Source organism: Bradyrhizobium sp. CCBAU 051011 (assembly GCF_009930815.1).
Taxonomy (GTDB): domain Bacteria; phylum Pseudomonadota; class Alphaproteobacteria; order Rhizobiales; family Xanthobacteraceae; genus Bradyrhizobium.
In genome coordinates this window covers 4,234,797-4,250,802 of sequence record NZ_CP022222.1, presented here as the reverse complement: position 1 = coordinate 4,250,802, position 16,006 = coordinate 4,234,797, and the positions used below count along the sequence as shown (strand labels likewise).

Here is a 16,006-nt window from a genome sequence, read left to right as displayed (position 1 = left end):
AAGCTTCGACAACTTCAGCTTCCTCGTTCAGGACTGGATGGACAACCTCCTGAAAGCTCACATCTAGAGCGTCAATTTATTGAAAGGCGTCTGTCCGAGGAGCAATCGGATTACGAGCGTTTGGTAGATGGCACCTTCCCCATGACATTCAAAATTCCGAAGACTCCTGAAAAGCAGCCAACAGCTTACGAGGCGGTCTAGGGCTCGCCAGGAACGGACCTGCCACCGTTCGCGTTGATGGGGGCGCCACGCCCCCCTGCATGGCGCATTGGAATGGCGGCCCCAGCGTTGATTGCCCCCCGCAAGGTGCGACGGCAGCTATCGGGTGACGAGGGCAAGGTGCGTAGCGTCGTGGAGTATTTGGAGAGAGGACGAATTCGAAGCGCTAGCCGCAGCGGCTGCCGTCGACGTGCTGAGAAAGCGATATAGCGACATCGCAGCCTGCTACCGCCTGCTCGCAAAGGAGCGAGAATGGCTGATCGGCACCGGTGCGATTGAAAGCGAACCGCGGATCGAAGCCTAGTCCTACTCTACCTTCACGACGGCCGGGCGCCGAGCTGTTCGCCTAGCTGATGCGCTCGCTTTCGCCTCCTGGGCCCAACATCTAGAGGATTCGACACCGTCGCGGCGTCGCGCTTTCATGGGCGCCATGGGATCTGTCTCGAAGGAACGCCTGTGGGGCGCCACAATCGCCGCGGCCGAGCAGCGCGCGAAAGAACTGCGCTTGGCAGCGGACGTCGCTGCCTGCGAAGCATGGAATTTCAGGTTGCGCGGCTATGGTGGTCCCGCCCAGCCATCGCCGGTGATTGGAGACGCTCTCAATGCCGGGTTCCGCTATCTCGAGGTGAAGTGCGACGGCTGCAGCACGCATAGCACGGTTGACCTGACCATTATCCGCCGGCCGAAGGAAACGCCGGTCTGGCAACTTGAGCGCCGCATGGCTTGTCGCCCCTGTTCGGAACTGCGAGGCTCTCCCTACAAGCGCGGCCACCTGGTCCGACTGCGACGCTCCAATTCTACGACTAAGAATGACAGCGAACCTTGGTATCCCGGCGATCAACGGGAGAGCCATTAGGTCTGCAACTTACCGTGCGCCTTTCGCCTCTCGCTAAGATGAGTAATCTTAGGATGAGCAGCGCCGCTGCTCGCAACGAAAGGTAGGAAGGGGCCGGAGTGAAGTGAGGATCGACTGGGAGAATTCTAGCCGCGACTTTAAGAACACACGCGAGACTAGGGGGCTAAGTTTGCGTGAGGTCGCGCGTCACATGGGGTTGGACGATCATTCGATCTTGTATCGAGCCGAACGACACAAGCCCCTGAATGTAGAGACCTATCTTGTCTTGCGCGAGTGGATGGAAATCGATCCCTTTAGGCACCTTCAAAAAGAACCGCTCCAGTTTGGCGTCAATCGGGCCATGCCGGCCATTTGAAACCATCTTCAGTTCGCTGCCTTGCCCCAGCGGCAGAGCTGAAGCCCTTCCAAGGAGTCTTCAAGGTGGTCGCGCGGACGGGGGTGAAGTGCGACTTTCACACCATAGAGCTATGGCGGGAAGGTCGTAAGGTCGCGCAATTCGATCCAGAACGGTAAAGCCGCCTCAGTTGACGTCCGTAATCCTTCCCTTGCCGGCGCAGGCCGTGCATTTGACGGGATAGATTTTGCGGTCCGGTTGTACCGGCTGCATCACGTCGGGGAAGCCCGTTCCGTTGCAAGCAACGCACTTATGTTCTTTGATTTTAGACGTCATTCTGAACCTTTCAGGCCGCCTCAATTGGCGAGTTGCCAACATATATCCGCACTCTGCCGGGCGTGGTCATCCGCAGCCTACCTTCGAGATGAAAGACGTAGCCCAACGCGATCAATCGGGCACTATGTTCAGCGGGGATCGCGGGTGCAGGCCCATGTACACGGGCGTTGCCGACCGCGAGCAGGGAGGCAAACTCTTCATGGGTGAGCTTTTCATGGGTGAGCTTTGTCGCTTCAAAGGTCATGACCCAGAGCCTGGATTATTTTCAGCAATCCCGCTGGTCAATTTTGACCAAGCAGTAAAATAAAGGCCGCCTCAGTTCGGAACGATTCAGCGCAGGTCAATTTGAAACCGTATTGCGTGGAGTTCATATGCGTAAGTCTAGTTGGACGCCGTCGATCGTCCCGAACGACAACGATGCGACGGTCTATTTGGTCGCGGATGATTTCGGCCGATTAGGCCGGGCCTGGCGTGAAGCCGATTACGAGCCACGGATCTCGAGACCGTCATTCAAAACCTGTTAGCCGGCCAATACAGCAACCCGATCCGCGTCGTCGCCTTCAACACCGCCGAACGCTGGTCGGAAGATGTTTCCGAAGACGTCGCCCGCGAACTGCGCCGCCGCTGCGATCTGCAGCTGCGCGAGCTGCCAGCCGCGATCTCGGATTTCGTCGAAAGGCACGAAGGGCAGGATCGGCGTCAGTTGAGCCTTCGGCTGGTCTAATCAGACTCGCATTTTGCCTGCGGTTGCCTATTTATCCCGCATGCGTACGTGCGCGCTCGATCCTTGCATTCCGACGCGCGGGACCAAGTGGACTTCTGCTAGTCGGGACCGATGGCAATCCAGATGTGGTTCACGATCATGAAGGTGCAGACGACAACTACAGCGGCGATGAGGCGTCGGATGGTCTGGTCGGTCATGACTTACCCTCGGTGTCCCCTGGGGTGAACGACGACAAGGCGCGCTTATCTTGGAACCGTCAACTAGACCCGGCTACCGGGTGGTCGCAGCGCATCTGGTCGAGGTGATTTCGTCGAACGGCACGAGGACCGAGATCGGCGTCAGTTGACCCTCCAACTGGTCTAACTCAGCCTCGCATTTCCCCCCGCGGTTGCCTATTTATCCCGCATGCGTATGTTTGCGTTCGATCCTTGCGTTCCGACGCGCGGGACCAAGGTCCCCAATCGGCCGGTGAGGGGCTCGTGTCCAAGCGCGCTGACAGCCGCTACCATGCCGGGCGATCCGCGGACTGGATTAAGATGAAGAATCGGAAACACCCGGCGATAAACCGCGTGAAGGACTCGTTTTCATAAGCAGGGCGGCGCTGATCTATTTGCCTTGCGCGTGGCCTCATAAATCGCGATGTCCGCTTATCCCCCGACAGCGGCGATGCCATGCCGGCGGTTAAAGGTCACTCATCTTATGCAGTAGCTGCCCTTCCTCTTGGAAGGTTCTGTCCGTGCGGTAGTAGCTCTCGAAGAATTCGTCGCCGTTACCTGCGAAGAAGCCGTAGAGCCCATATTCATCGAGGTCTTTGAAATAGAAGCCCACATGGCTGACATGGAAAGCCGACATGTGAGCGGTCTCAAACACTAACTCGCCGTGCTTCGCTCGCCACAAAGGCTGCTCGCGCTCTCGCCAATGGTACTCCCGCATTCCCTCCTTGATGCGCTGATACAGGCGTGTGCCTCTCTCCAACCTCGCGTTGGCGACTTTCGCGGCTTCCGCGTTCTTCGACTGGCGCCATAGGAAGAACCCGCCCGCGATCGCCAGCACTATCAGAAATGACCAGTCCATCTCGCCCCCAGGCGCGCATTATCGCCGGGGGATTGCAGCAGCTCAATAGTGCAGGCCTACCATTTTCGCCCCAACGACTGGTACGGCAGGCAACGCTGGTAGGAACGATCCCGCCCTGAAGGTGTTGCGCGTCTGTGCCGAAGTGAGAGCGGCACACCTTAAACATCGTCGACTCCAAATGAACTTTGGAACTCGCGGTCCCTCGTAGTCCCCCCGGGGCCGCGTTTGTTCGAGGAGATTTCGGCGCGAATGGAGACGGCTCCGGGGTGAGCGGAGCCGTCTCCCGCTCACCACGGGGCGGCCGTCAGTGAGCGCGCCGACGCTAACCGGAGGCCTCCGACACCGCGGGTGCGGCATCTATGTCGCGGTCGGCGGCGGACCATGACTCCGCCGTCGGCTCCGTAAAAGTGAGCCGCTCTGACCCATGACGAAAATTTTGACCCGAGAGTGGGGGCTGAGGAGTGGAGCCAAGGCCCCTGGAGGCCAGCCCTTGCGTGTGTGACCAGCACAAAGGGCCGCGCCGAAATTACAGCACCGGACAGCCGTCTCTCGCTACAACAAAAGTTAACCGCGCCGGAACGCAATGACAGCACCGGACATTGGTCTTCCTTTGCTAGCGGGCGGAATTGATGAGGTACTGTCCTCGGTGCCGGTGGGTTTGTGAAAATCACCTCGATCGGCCGTTCTTGGGAGAAAGGGCCTGTGGTTGCGGCGGCGCCGGCGCACCTTGCCCGAACTGCAATAGAAATCCGGCCGATCCTGACGACGTCCCGGCGATGCAAGCCCGATCTAATCGAACGCTGCTGGCTGAACGATGCACGAATCCAGGACCTTGTAATCTTCACACCAGCAGGATCTGAGCTGTTCGCCTAAAGCCTCCCGACAATAGAGTTTCTGTCCGCCCCCACGCGGCGCGGGCGTCTGGCACCGCTGGCTAGTTGGGTGGGAATATCACGTACACGACGAGCACGACCACCGCCGCCGCGGTGATGACTTCCAGGACAATCGCAGAACGAGATCGCTGCATAGCGGAAGCCATGCCATTAAAGGAGCCTCAGCGAACACGGGTCTTGATGAAACGGCTCTGGCGAGGGGCTTGGGGGCTAATGTGCCAGAGCCGTCCTTGCGTTCTTTCGAGCGCCGAATCATCATGCCGGGATAAAGCGGCAAAATCGTGTGAAGGCCCGTGCGTCAACGCAGCTAACTCAGCTGCAACAATTTCACCTACAAAGGGCCGCGTCGAAATTCAGCCTTGCGCGCCATCGGCTACAGTCACTCAACTTGAGTGAAACGGCTGTCGTTCCACTCGGAGCACTCATACCAGCCCCTCCGAAGGAATGAGCCCTTAAGTCGGGTAGCGAACAGCCGACGTTTCCAGTTGGACTATCATACCAGCCATCACCGCCCGGCCCAGGCATCTTCGGTGATGAGATCGCAACGACGCGCTCCCGCCTTCACCAAATGGAATGGAGCAGCGTATGCAGAAACGTCGCCGCATTAAGCATGAAAAAAGCTTTGGAGAACGGTTAGCGGAAGAGGCTCACCGCTTTAGAGAGGCGGCCGAGGCGCTTCCTCCCGGCACGGCTCAGGAACTGCTCCTGAGGCGTGCCCGCCAGGCTGAACACGCAGCGCGCTTGAATGAGTGGTTAAAATCCCCAGGTTCGCAGCCCTCGAAACGGGATCGTTGCGCCTGATCGGATGAAGCGTTTTGAAATCTGGAAGCATTGAGTTTAGCGGGCACGCGATTGCCTGTCTCGTTCGTAACCGGTCTGAGACTGGAGCGGCCTTGCAGTTAGTCAGCACGAGCAGCCTTCCGGCACAGTTTACACTGGTCGTCGCCTCTGACCGCATCAGATGCATAGCTATTTGGCGAACCGAAACGATGATCGGCGTCAAATTCCTCCTATAATCGCCAGAGCCAAAAAATTGCCGCCTTGGCGGCATTCGTCGTGCTCGGCGCACGCAATGAAAGGAGAAGGGCCTCGAGCGGCGACCCCGAGACCCTTGTGACTGAGGAATCGCACCCTGGGGGAAGCGGTGCGATATCGGCTCAACCCGCCAGCCTCGATCGCGTTCCTAACGTCCAAGCCGACGCTCGACCCGCTTGCGGCTGCTGCCGACCTTCTTCACCGCCTTCTTCACCGCACCTGCCGACCTCTTCGTCTTCTTCGCCGTGTAGCGCACCTCGTAATCCTGCCCACCGGCGACCCGCGGCCGGTCCTGCTTGCGTCCGCGGCTTGATCTCTTCTTTGCCTTCGCCATCCCTTGCTGAAAAAGGGAAGGCTGATCGCTCCGGATCTCTTGTATCGGTCACGCATAATTCCAAAAACCACAGTGTATTCGCCCGGGACTGGCTTCGAGCGACCGTCTGGCAGAATGGCATCAAAGCCCGTCTTCTTGGATTGCGCCTGGCGCTTCTTTACTTCCTTACGGAGGTCTATCCGAAACTTCTCATCACGAATGAAGCTTTCGGCAGACACAACGCCCTGATTCCAGAGATGACTAATTGGCGCTGATCCGTGACCATCCTTTAGATGGATAAATTGCCTGGTTGTCGAAAGAAAATCGCATGGTTCAAGATTGGCACCAGGCGCCCCTGCCGGCGAGAGTTTGACTTGATCAAGATTGAGCAAGGTTTTGCGGGCATCGAGCTCCGCGATGAAATCACGTTCGCTCTTGCTTTTTGTGGATGGCACAAATGCCTTTTTTGCTAACAGCTTGAGGAAATCCGTTTCGACAGCAGCGTGAAACGCCTTGTCGACCACGAACCAGTCGCCGGCAAATAGAACGTAGGTATCACCTTTGTGCGTCAATTCATAGACGAAGCAATCGTACGATTTGCGCTTCTGCTTTCTGTCTCCCTCGCCATCGACAATAACGCGCACCTCATGGCTCGCGCGAAGTTCGGCCATGTCTGCAATATCGGAGATCTGACCTGCTTTGAGCTCATCAACGTAGTCTTCAATCGCAATTTGCACATAAGCCTGCCTTCGTCCCGATCTTAACCCAATGCCAAAATACCCAACCTCGACCGCCTCCTCAGGGCCCCAGTATATCCGGCAACGCGATGTGAAGGTCCGATGCATTTCCCTTCACCAATTTCCGCAATTCAGCGAAGGCTGCTGCTCCAGTTGCTCAAGAAGATTTCGTTGTCGGACGGGCGCTACGAAGTCGATAAACCCGAAGTCTTTTTTGTAGTCTGTAGCATGATAGAGTTTGAGCGCTATCTTGCACTTATCAATCACGTCGTCGGGCGACGTCTTTGTGTGCAGTGTTAGAGCGTCTTTACCCGCGAGGGATTTTGCGAACGAATTATCCTTAGGTGATCCTGCAGCCAGCCTCAAAAGATCGCGATCAACGTCGACTCCAAATCCCTGCAAATCAGCATCCCGACTGGCCTGAATGCGCTTCTGGAAGGTGGTGGCATCGAGCGTAGCAATGTCTAGGCTCCGCAAATTCGAACGGGCTACGGAGTTGAGAACGACCTTCAGACCGAAGCTTCGCTCAAATGCATCCGGATCGAGCGAATGATGCCCGGTCCCAAAAGTCAGGGCCATGATTCGCGTCGCTAGCCGCTTATCGTCAGGGACGACTTCCAAGAACAGTACAGCGGCACAACTTTGATTTACGAGGCGCCCAAGACCGCCTGTCGCAAAGCCACTGACAAAGTCGAACCAAGCCGGCGGCAATGCTGGCGCTTGGCCCACAAAAAGCCGTCCGGATTCGGACGGCCGCTCTTCGAGCTCGTGATCGTCGCCCCGGCCGCCATCAAGCGCTATTTATGATCGAACAGACGACCGATTTCGCTTTGGCGCAGAACGTCGCGAAGCGAATGGCCGTGAAGTTTGGCGGCGATCCGACCGTGTCCGACCGGGCGCGGGTCTTCCGAATGCCCGGCTTTCGGCACATGAAGGCCTCCCCGTTCACAAGCCGCATTCTCCAGATCGACCACTTCGCGCGACGCTACACGCTCGCCGAACTCGATGAACGATTGCCGCCGCTGCCGCGCCGCTTCGTCAATTCGAATGACAAGGGAATCGGCTTCATCGGAGTCGATAAGGCCAAACTACTTTTTGAACATCTGGACGTCGAATACCTGTCGGGGAACGCGAACTGGCAGCGCTTCGCGATGGCGCTGAATAGCACCTGCAACGCCAATGAAGACGTGGCCGAACTGTTCTTTGAATTCTGTTCAACTGGCGAGGGCTACGGCGATGAAGACACCGACGCACGCAATCGCCTGCGCTGGGAATCGTTCGACCCATCGCACGGGAGCGGTGTAGGAATCGGCACGCTACGCAGCATGTGTTTGGAATTCCGAGTCCCCGGCTTGGTCGTCTTCCAACTGTTCAACACCGCCGCAAGGGATTTCGACAATGTCTAAGCACGCCTTTCCGATGTTTGAACCGTGGCCGGTGGAAATCGCCTATGGCGGCCCCCGAAACCAAAACACGCCGTCGCAGAACGCGCTGATCTTCAAGGAAGCGCGACCCTATCGGCTGCTCTTCGCCGCTGGCGACTTCTACACGGCAAACGACTCCGATTATTGGGACGTGATGGAACCGGACGACTTACGAGCCGAGATTCGGCAGACCGATCCGGGTTGTCAGTACCTCAGCACGTCGGGTCAGATTGCGGGAATGGACGAACTGAAGATCACAAGCGGCATTCGATCAAGCGCGATGCCTTTCCAATGGATCAAGAAAGCCGACGACGCGCCGTCGTCTAACAATCTGATCTTGGCCGGCAATGGAATCTACAATGTGGAAACCGGCAAGCTGATGCCATTGACGCCCGACTACTTCGCCACGGGAGTTCCCGATTGGAATTTTGACCCGGACGCCGAATGTCCGATGTGGCTGGCGTTTCTAAAGCAGGTTTTAGACCAGTCGTTCCATCCGACTCTGCAAGAGTGGTTCGGCTACACGCTGACTCCAGATACGTCACTGGAAAAGATTGCGGCGCTTATCGGCGCGTCGCGCGGCGGCAAGGGCACAATAAAAAACGTGCTGGAAGGGCTCACCGGCGAGGCGCATCGCGGTTCGATCACGCTCAACGATCTTGCTGGCGACTTCGGACTGCAAGCCATGATCGACAAAAAGCTGATTATCATCCCGGATCGTCCGACGCCGAGACGTCGAAGCGCAACACTGCCATTGAGCGCATCAAGAGCATCAGCGGCAATGACGCGCTGTCGGTGAACCGCAAGAACAAGCCCTTGCTTCCGAACGTCCGAATCCCCGCGAAGCTGACTTATCGCCAACCGTCACCCTAAGTTCATCGACGACTCGTCCGCGCTGGCGAATCGCGAATTGGTGTTCACGTTCGAAACTTCATTCGCGGGTCGCGAAGACCTCACATTGCGCGACCGGCTGGCGGCCGAACGTCCGGGAATCGCTAATTGGGCCATCAAGGGGCTGGAGCGTCTCCGCGAGCAAGGCAAGTTCACTATCGGCGCGAAGGGCAAGGTGGCACAACACGAAGTAAAGCTGGCGCAGTCCCCGGCGCTTCGGTTTGCCTCTGAATGCCTTGTCATCACGGGCAAGCGGGAAGATATGGTCCCGGTGCCGCTAATCTTCGACGTCTACGGGGAATGGGCAGCGCGGGAGGAGCTAAGCCCGCGCGAACGCCGCAACAAAAACGACTTTAAGGAAGACATGATTGCAGCGCTGCGGGCGCGCGGAGTCAAATACGCGTCGAACCAAACCCGCTGGCACGACCCGTTCAAGCCGACAGGCGGGAAAGGCGAACGGATCAAGGGGCGCTTTATAGGCATCAGATTGAAGCAGGAATTTAGGATCTAACCGTAACGGGTCACCCGTTGTCACCACGCGGGTCACCCTCAAAATGCAAGAAACCCTCGTGCCGCAGGCATTTCTTGGATTTGTCACCTGTCACCCTACTTTTCCCGGTCACGACCCCATGGGAGGGGGCGCGCCGTGATCGCATCCCCTGTTGTTTCTATATCCCTTTTATTCCTTTAGGGTGACAAGGTGACAAATATAGAGAAGCCTTCGAAAATAGGAGTGAGAGCCTGTCACCTTGTTCCGAAATAGAGTGACGATGTCACCCTTCGCCGGTGACAGCCCCCGCTGCCCCAAAAAGGGCCGTACCCCCTTGCCCGACCCCGGCCGATAGCCCTGCACAGCGCCAGCGTGCGAAGCGCCTTTATCCTGCTGGAAGGCCCCGATCATAGCGCGGCCGCGCGACGACGAGTGTTCGCGTAACTAGAAATAAAATCAAATACTTGAAGCTTAAAATAATATCCCTGCTCGGGCGATCTTTCTAGTCGTCGAAGCCCCGCACAAAAACACCACGCACGAAAAGCAAAAGCATGGCGCGACCTTTGTCAGCATGGCTGCGCCAAATGATATGTAGACGTCATCCAATTGGCCGAAACGGGATCATCGGCGACGAGACGAAATCGACTCGAATCCTCGGAGTCACTTGCAAGAATTTATTTCTCTTACTCGCTCTCGGAAATTTTTCCAAACGATCTTTACTCGTTTCAGCGCTATGCAGTGAAAACCGGGGTACATACAGCCTACGGGTAGGGGTTCCGAATTTCCGCCTAGGTAATGGATAAGCCATTGACTTCGGTCAACAACATTCAATCAGCACGAAGTCTCTGCGAGAACTCACCCATCTCAAGGCCCGGTACCAAATGTGATTGGAAGTTAAGGACGAAACGATCGAAAGGCTCGCGGTGGGGAGCGTTAGGGGATGCCTGTACGGACCCAACAGCCGAAGTTCTGGCCAGCCGTGTTTAGTTGTCCGCCTAAAAGTAAGCCCGTGTTCGCTGATCGACATCTGGGAGCGGTGCTTCAGCGCCAGCAACATTGGGACAGTATCGTTGCCTTAGCTGCACCCGCACGACATTTTGGAGCAATCATTGAACCTTTCCAAACGCCTTAGGACCCATAAGACGAACGTTTGGGAGCACGACATGGCCATCTCCAGGCACTCACGCACGCTGCTTGCTTCCACTGGAGCCGCAGCTCTCGCAGGCACCTCGTTGGCGGCGCTGCTGGCATACAATATTGCAACTCTCGCCGACGCAGGCGCCAGCGCCAGGGACATTTCCCTCGCTGCTCCGGATGTCGCGCTCTGCAAGACATCGGGCGCGAGTGGTCGACCGGGCATGATGCTTCGTCTTGCGCAAACCGAAGTGCCGCGCGCGGAGATGAGTGCTGCCTCTTCTGCACCGGCATTCGCAGACACCGAGCCGCCGCTATGGGACGGCCTCGGCTCCATCACTTACAAGATCACGACCAAGAACGAAAAGGCGCAAGCCTATTTCAATCAGGGTCTGCGCCTGGCCTACGCCTTCAATCACGGGGAAGCGCAACGCGCGTTCCGCAAGGCGCAAAAGCTCGATCCCGATTGCGCCATGTGTTTCTGGGGCGAAGCATTGGTGCTTGGCCCCAATATTAATCTGCCCATGCAGGAGGATGCCATCGCGCCCGCTTATGCCGCCACACAGAAGGCGCGAGCTCTAGCAGGCAAGGTAACGTCTCGGGAGCAGGCGCTGATTAGCGCTCTCGCTGTGCGCTACAGCAATGACGCCAAGGCGGAACGTGCGCCACTCGACAAGGCCTATGCCGCCGAAATGGCGAAAGCCGCGGCGCGATTTCCCAGCGACAACGAAATCGCCACGCTTTATGCCGAAGCGGTGATGGATCTCAGCCCGTGGGATTACTGGAAAAAGCCAGCTGGCCGCGAGCCCAACCCGCAGAGCGTACCCATTGTGCCGACATTGGAGCGAGTGCTGGCGCGCAATCCAAATCATGCCGGCGCGATCCATTTGTACATCCATGCGGTCGAGGCCTCTGACCGACCCAAGCGCGCGGAGCCCTATGCCGACCGCCTGCGCAATTCGGTACCAGGCGCCGGCCATCTCGTGCACATGCCGAGCCACATCTATTATCGTGTCGGGCGTTATCTGGACGCTCTTCAGGACAATAAGGCCGCTGTCACAGTGGACGAAAAATATCTGGCTGACACCAACGCGCCTCCCGGCGTCTACAGGATGGGCTATTATCCGCACAACGTGCACTTCGTGATGGCATCCGCGCAAATGGCGGGCGACGGGAATACCGTAATTGCAGCCGCGGAGAAGCTGGGAACGCTCATTCCGGATGAGGCCGCCCGCGGCATCGCGCTGGTGCAGCCCGTCAAAGCAGCGCCTTATTTCGCGCACGCGCAGTTCAGTTCACCGGAGGCCATCCTGGCGCTACCAGACCCGGGTGATGCCGTCCCGTACGTCAAAGCGATCTGGCTCTATGCCCGCGGCGTGGCGCTGGCAGCGCAGGGCAAGTTCGAGGGCGCAACGGCGGCGGCCGATGCGATCGAGAAATTGGAGCGCGAGTCCGACTTCAAGCTCCTGAAGGAATCCAATATACCGGTACAGGAAGTGTTTCGTATCGCGCGCACCGTAGTCATGGGGCGCGTGGCACAGGGTAAAGGCGACAAGAGCGGCGCCGTCGTCCAGTTCGAGCAGGCGGCTAACTTGCAGGATGCCTTGCCTTATACGGAACCGCCTTATTGGTATTATCCAATCCGGCAGTCGCTTGCAGCAGCCTTGCTGCAGGCCGGTCGCTACGCTGAGGCGAAGCAGCAATTCGAGCTTGCGCTGCGGCGGGCACCCGCCAACGGCTGGTCGTATTACGGTCTGGCAGAGCTGCATAAGGCACGCGGCGATGCCGCCGGCATGCGCAAGGCCCAGGCTAATCTTGCGAAAACCTGGATTGGCGACCGCAAGCTGTTGCAGATTTCAAATCTTTGAAGCGTGACGCTCACCTTTCTAACGTCCAGCACGACCGGTGCTCAGCCGTCATGCCGCTGCCACGTCCGCGGAACGTTTGCTAGTATGAACAGGCAGTTACGCTCTCATAGGATCGGCCCCTCGTGATCGCTGCGGATCAATCCGCCCGGACACCTTCTCCTACGATCCGTTCTCGACCTATGGCTAATACCCGGCCCAATTTGGGTCTCCCTGTCGTGAGCTGAAATGGAGGGAGTTAAGCCTTGCCGAATTGAAAGGGTGGTCGAGTAATGAGCGATTTTTTCATGGAAGCATGGGGGTCGGGCGTGCCCGTCGTGTTAGTGCACGGTTCGCTGGCAACAGGATCCGACGAGTGGCAGGCTCAGCGACCGCTGGCCGACAGCGGCTTTCGTCTGATAGTTCCGGACAGGCGTGGTTATGGGCGAAGTCCCGCCGCTCAAGGTGAGGACTTTCTAGTCGATGCCGACGACATTGCCCGTCTGATGGGCAATGGCGCGCACCTTGTAGGGCATTCCTACGGTGGTCTCGGCGTGCTGTTCGCCGCCGCCCGCCGTCCCGAAGCGGCTCTATCTATTACATTACTGGAGCCGGCCACCTTCGCATTGGGCCAGCACAATGAAGCAGCGAGGACACTCGTCGGAAAGGTTCGATCTCTCTGGGACCAGAAGGCTCCGGACGAGGAATGGGTCATTCGTTTCCTGGAAATTGTGGGAAGTGATCCGAGCGCTCTTTCCCCCGAACTGATCGCCGCTGCAGTGTCGCTCGCACCCGTCTTCCGCCGCGGTCGGCCGATCTGGGAGGCTGAACCGCCGCTTCCCAAGCTGGCGTCTGCCTCCTTCCCTAAACTCGTGATATCGGGTGGGCATAGTGCAGGGTTCGACGCAATCTGTGACGACCTAGCGCAACGCATCGGCGCTTCCCGCATGGTGATCGAAGGAGCGGGCCACGAGATCCAGTTCACCGGAGAGCCGCTCAATCACGCGCTAACGACTTTATGGAGCCACTCCTCTCCTTGAATGCGAGAGTTAGTAGCTCTACGGCAGATCATTACCTTTGAAGGTACAGGACCGCTAAGGTTCATGTGGACCGCGAAGTGTTCAAAATCTAAGTCCTTTTACCGCGAAGCAGTTACGATGACAGCAACGCACGTCCGCAATGGAGTCGCCAGCGGACCTGCCGACTTCGGGCGGGGTGGTCCGCTAAGGGCCGATTGTGTTGAAAAAGGCGGCTGTTGCGACGCAGAGATATCAGTGATTCAGTCTGTCTAATTGGCAGGACTGAAGGTCATGATGGGGCATCGGCAAATCGAACAAGCTGCGTTGTTCTATGAGTTCTCGCTCGAAAGGCACATCCCGGCCGACCACCTACTCCGGTCGATCGATAGGTTCGTAGAGCTTGAGGACCTGCGACGGGAGCTGGCGCCGTTCTACAGCAACATCGGACGACCTTCGATCGATCCCGAACTGATGATCAGGATGCTCCTGGTGGGCTATTGTTTCGGCATACGATCGGAGCGTCGCCTCTGCGATGAAGTCCACCTCAATCTGGCGTACCGCTGGTTTTGCCGGCTGGGACTGGACGGGGCTGTCCCCGATCACTCGACCTTCTCGAAGAACAGGCACGGCCGCTTCCGTGAGAGCGATCTCTTCCGTCGCGTGTTCGAGGCCGTTTTGCGCCACTGCATCCGGGAGCGGCTAGTCGGTGGCGAAGGGTTCGCGGTCGACGCGAGCCTGATCAAAGCGGATGCCAATCGGCAGAAGGGTATCGAAGGCAGCAAGGGGCTTCCACCGGAGGCCGCGGGTCGAGCAATCGATGAATACCTTGCCGTTCTTGATGACGCCGCGTTCGGTGCTGCGACGGAGGTCACGCCGAAGTTCGTGTCGCCCTCCGATCCGGCGGCGCGCTGGACGGGAGCGCACGGCGGACAAGCTTACTTTGCGTATTCGACGAACTACTTGATCGACGTTGAGAACGCGATCATCGTCGATGTCGAGGCGACCACGGCGATCCGCCAGGCGGAAGTGTTGGCCGCCAAGCGCATGATCCAACGCTCGCTCGAACGGTTCGATCTTTATCCGGGCCGGATTCTTGGTGACAGCGCCTATGGCTCCGCCGAGATGCTGGGGTGGCTGCTCTACGAGCACGGGATCGAGCCGCACGTGACCGTCTTCGACAAGTCGGCCCGCACCGACGGGACCTTCTCGCGCGAGGACTTCACCTATGATCATGCCGGGGATATCTATCGTTGCCCCGGTGGCAAAACCCTCACCACCACAGGGACGCCGGTGAACGACGATGCGACGATCCTCTACCGTGCGAGCAAGCACGATTGTCAAGCATGCGCTCTGAGAAGCAGGTGTTGCCCCAACACTCCGGCCCGCAAAGTGCCGCGCTCGATCTACGAGGGCGCTCGCGACATGGCGCGCGAGATCGCAAGATCATGGGAAGGCCGCACTTCACGTCGGCTCCGGAAGAAGATCGAGATGCTGTTCGCGCACCTCAAGCGCATTCTCAAGCTCGATCGGCTACGACTAAGGGGTCCGAATGGCGCACGTGATGAGTTCACCCTCGCTGCAACCGCTCAGAACCTTCGTAAGATGGCCAAGCTGATCCCGATGCCCGCGTGAGCCTCATCAAGCCGACTCGTCCGCGGAACAGCGGGCGTTCACGACGAAACTACTGCCGCCTTTTTCAACGGAATCGGCCCAATAACCGACACTGGCGGAGGTTCAATCAGTCAACTCGTCGGCATGGCAAGTATCGACAATCTGCCATCCCCGAATGGCAAGCGACCATTGCGGCGCTGATGTTGGTCGCGCAAGACGGGCCACCATGTTGAGCGCATCCAGGCTGCAACCAACTCTTTCAATCCGCGAATAGCAACCGGTAGACGGATTTGAACCGAAAGGATTGCTTGCCAGCCAGTGCCGTGGCTTCGAACTCGGCACCGTCATCTGAATAGGTTCCAGTAAATCCAATGGTGATAGTCTTTCGTGCCCATGGATACGTTCCAGAAATAGGTGAATGCTCTCGGCTCGTCATTTCACCTTTCCACTTGCCGTCAGAACAAGTGTAGCTTCCGACAGTATAGTAATATCCGCCGCCCCCGCGCATCGTGCCATCACGCAGCACCATGACGTGTCGGTTGTAGGCTTCCACGCCGTCCAAAAATCTCGTCTCAGCTAGATAAAGTCCGTTCCTGATCATGATTTGATGCCGCGCAATCGCCCTGCTGCCCGGGGGGTAGATACAAAACTGCGCGTCCTTCAGCGGCTTTACAAGCCCGGCAGCCGATGAACCGCTCAATAAACTGTTCCAAGGCAATGTCCGGATTGAGTCAACCGCGTCGCTTTGACCGCGTGCTGCTCACTTCTGGTCTAACCCCAAAAGCAGACATAATCGCAGACCGTCGGCATGTCTAAAAAGTGCCAATAACGGAAGTCACGGACCAATCGCCGAGCAATTCCTGAAGTTCTGTTAAGTTCGTCGATAAAAATCTGAGTGTGCCACCGACCCGGCAGTCCATTCAGAGATGTGACGATTGGATTCAAGGAGCTTCCTAATCCTGCCAAACCCGACACGGCTGAACGATGCGGAGAAACATCTGTCGCACAGCTTTTCCAATCCATCAACCACCACGCGCCTCGAGATTCTTAGATGATGTCAGCCCTCGGCCGC

The 16,006-nt window shown here is 57.9% G+C and carries 12 protein-coding genes and 1 pseudogene; 7 read left to right on the top strand and 6 right to left on the bottom strand.

Annotated elements, in window-relative coordinates; translation table 11 throughout:
* The first annotated feature begins 649 nt into the window (after positions 1 to 649).
* Complete coding sequence (locus tag ACH79_RS20105) at positions 650 to 1,075, top strand: hypothetical protein (protein WP_161856461.1); 426 nt, start codon at positions 650 to 652, stop codon at positions 1,073 to 1,075.
* A gap of 680 nt (positions 1,076 to 1,755) precedes the next feature.
* Here ACH79_RS20105 and ACH79_RS20100 read toward each other — a convergent pair.
* The 5 genes and pseudogenes from ACH79_RS20100 to ACH79_RS44050 form a co-directional block, all read right to left on the bottom strand.
* Complete coding sequence (locus ACH79_RS20100) at positions 1,756 to 1,989, bottom strand: hypothetical protein (RefSeq protein WP_161852536.1); 234 nt, start codon at positions 1,987 to 1,989, stop codon at positions 1,756 to 1,758.
* A gap of 276 nt (positions 1,990 to 2,265) precedes the next feature.
* Complete coding sequence (locus tag ACH79_RS20095) at positions 2,266 to 2,427, bottom strand: hypothetical protein (protein WP_161852535.1); 162 nt, start codon at positions 2,425 to 2,427, stop codon at positions 2,266 to 2,268.
* 723 nt (positions 2,428 to 3,150) lie between these two features.
* Positions 3,151 to 3,543, bottom strand: coding sequence for a hypothetical protein (locus ACH79_RS20090; RefSeq protein ID WP_161852534.1), 393 nt, complete (start codon positions 3,541 to 3,543; stop codon positions 3,151 to 3,153).
* Between the two features lie 2,076 nt (positions 3,544 to 5,619).
* A complete protein-coding gene (locus ACH79_RS20085; RefSeq protein WP_161852533.1) occupies positions 5,620 to 5,805 on the bottom strand; it encodes a DUF3606 domain-containing protein in 186 nt (61 codons plus the stop codon).
* A gap of 62 nt (positions 5,806 to 5,867) precedes the next feature.
* Positions 5,868 to 7,250, bottom strand: a pseudogene (locus ACH79_RS44050) (DUF6119 family protein); the annotation flags it as partial.
* A gap of 74 nt (positions 7,251 to 7,324) precedes the next feature.
* Here ACH79_RS44050 and ACH79_RS20070 point away from each other — a divergent pair.
* The 6 genes from ACH79_RS20070 (at position 7,325) to ACH79_RS20045 (ending at position 14,955) form a co-directional block, all read left to right on the top strand.
* On the top strand, positions 7,325 to 7,927 hold the full coding sequence (locus tag ACH79_RS20070) for a PriCT-2 domain-containing protein (RefSeq protein ID WP_161852530.1): 603 nt from the start codon (positions 7,325 to 7,327) through the stop codon (positions 7,925 to 7,927).
* Entirely contained in the window at positions 7,920 to 8,744 is an 825-nt protein-coding gene (locus tag ACH79_RS20065) for a hypothetical protein (RefSeq protein WP_161852529.1), read from the top strand. The genes ACH79_RS20070 and ACH79_RS20065 overlap by 8 nt, the downstream gene beginning before the upstream one ends.
* Positions 8,745 to 8,855: 111 nt before the next feature.
* Entirely contained in the window at positions 8,856 to 9,347 is a 492-nt protein-coding gene (locus ACH79_RS20060) for a hypothetical protein (RefSeq protein ID WP_161852528.1), read from the top strand.
* Between the two features lie 1,142 nt (positions 9,348 to 10,489).
* Positions 10,490 to 12,328 (top strand): hypothetical protein, encoded by a 1,839-nt coding sequence (locus ACH79_RS20055; protein ID WP_202639274.1) that lies wholly within the window; start codon positions 10,490 to 10,492, stop codon positions 12,326 to 12,328.
* A 269-nt stretch (positions 12,329 to 12,597) separates the two neighbouring features.
* On the top strand, positions 12,598 to 13,344 hold the full coding sequence (locus ACH79_RS20050; RefSeq protein WP_161852527.1) for an alpha/beta hydrolase: 747 nt from the start codon (positions 12,598 to 12,600) through the stop codon (positions 13,342 to 13,344).
* A 270-nt stretch (positions 13,345 to 13,614) separates the two neighbouring features.
* Complete coding sequence (locus ACH79_RS20045) at positions 13,615 to 14,955, top strand: transposase (RefSeq protein ID WP_161852520.1); 1,341 nt, start codon at positions 13,615 to 13,617, stop codon at positions 14,953 to 14,955.
* Between the two features lie 238 nt (positions 14,956 to 15,193).
* Here ACH79_RS20045 and ACH79_RS20040 read toward each other — a convergent pair whose 3' ends face one another.
* Entirely contained in the window at positions 15,194 to 15,634 is a 441-nt protein-coding gene (locus ACH79_RS20040; RefSeq protein WP_246738607.1) for a hypothetical protein, read from the bottom strand.
* Between the last annotated feature and the right edge of the window lie 372 nt (positions 15,635 to 16,006).

What these genes read in the sequence shown, in the direction of transcription:
- ACH79_RS20105 (WP_161856461.1), top strand. Translation starts at nt 650, where the DNA reads ATGGGATCTGTCTCGAAGGAACGCCTGTGGGGCGCCACAATCGCCGCG.
- ACH79_RS20100 (WP_161852536.1), bottom strand. Translation starts at nt 1,989, where the DNA reads ATGACCTTTGAAGCGACAAAGCTCACCCATGAAAAGCTCACCCATGAA.
- ACH79_RS20090 (WP_161852534.1), bottom strand. Translation starts at nt 3,543, where the DNA reads ATGGACTGGTCATTTCTGATAGTGCTGGCGATCGCGGGCGGGTTCTTC.
- ACH79_RS20085 (WP_161852533.1), bottom strand. Translation starts at nt 5,805, where the DNA reads ATGGCGAAGGCAAAGAAGAGATCAAGCCGCGGACGCAAGCAGGACCGG.
- ACH79_RS20070 (WP_161852530.1), top strand. Translation starts at nt 7,325, where the DNA reads ATGATCGAACAGACGACCGATTTCGCTTTGGCGCAGAACGTCGCGAAG.
- ACH79_RS20065 (WP_161852529.1), top strand. Translation starts at nt 7,920, where the DNA reads ATGTCTAAGCACGCCTTTCCGATGTTTGAACCGTGGCCGGTGGAAATC.
- ACH79_RS20055 (WP_202639274.1), top strand. Translation starts at nt 10,490, where the DNA reads ATGGCCATCTCCAGGCACTCACGCACGCTGCTTGCTTCCACTGGAGCC.
- ACH79_RS20050 (WP_161852527.1), top strand. Translation starts at nt 12,598, where the DNA reads ATGAGCGATTTTTTCATGGAAGCATGGGGGTCGGGCGTGCCCGTCGTG.
- ACH79_RS20045 (WP_161852520.1), top strand. Translation starts at nt 13,615, where the DNA reads ATGATGGGGCATCGGCAAATCGAACAAGCTGCGTTGTTCTATGAGTTC.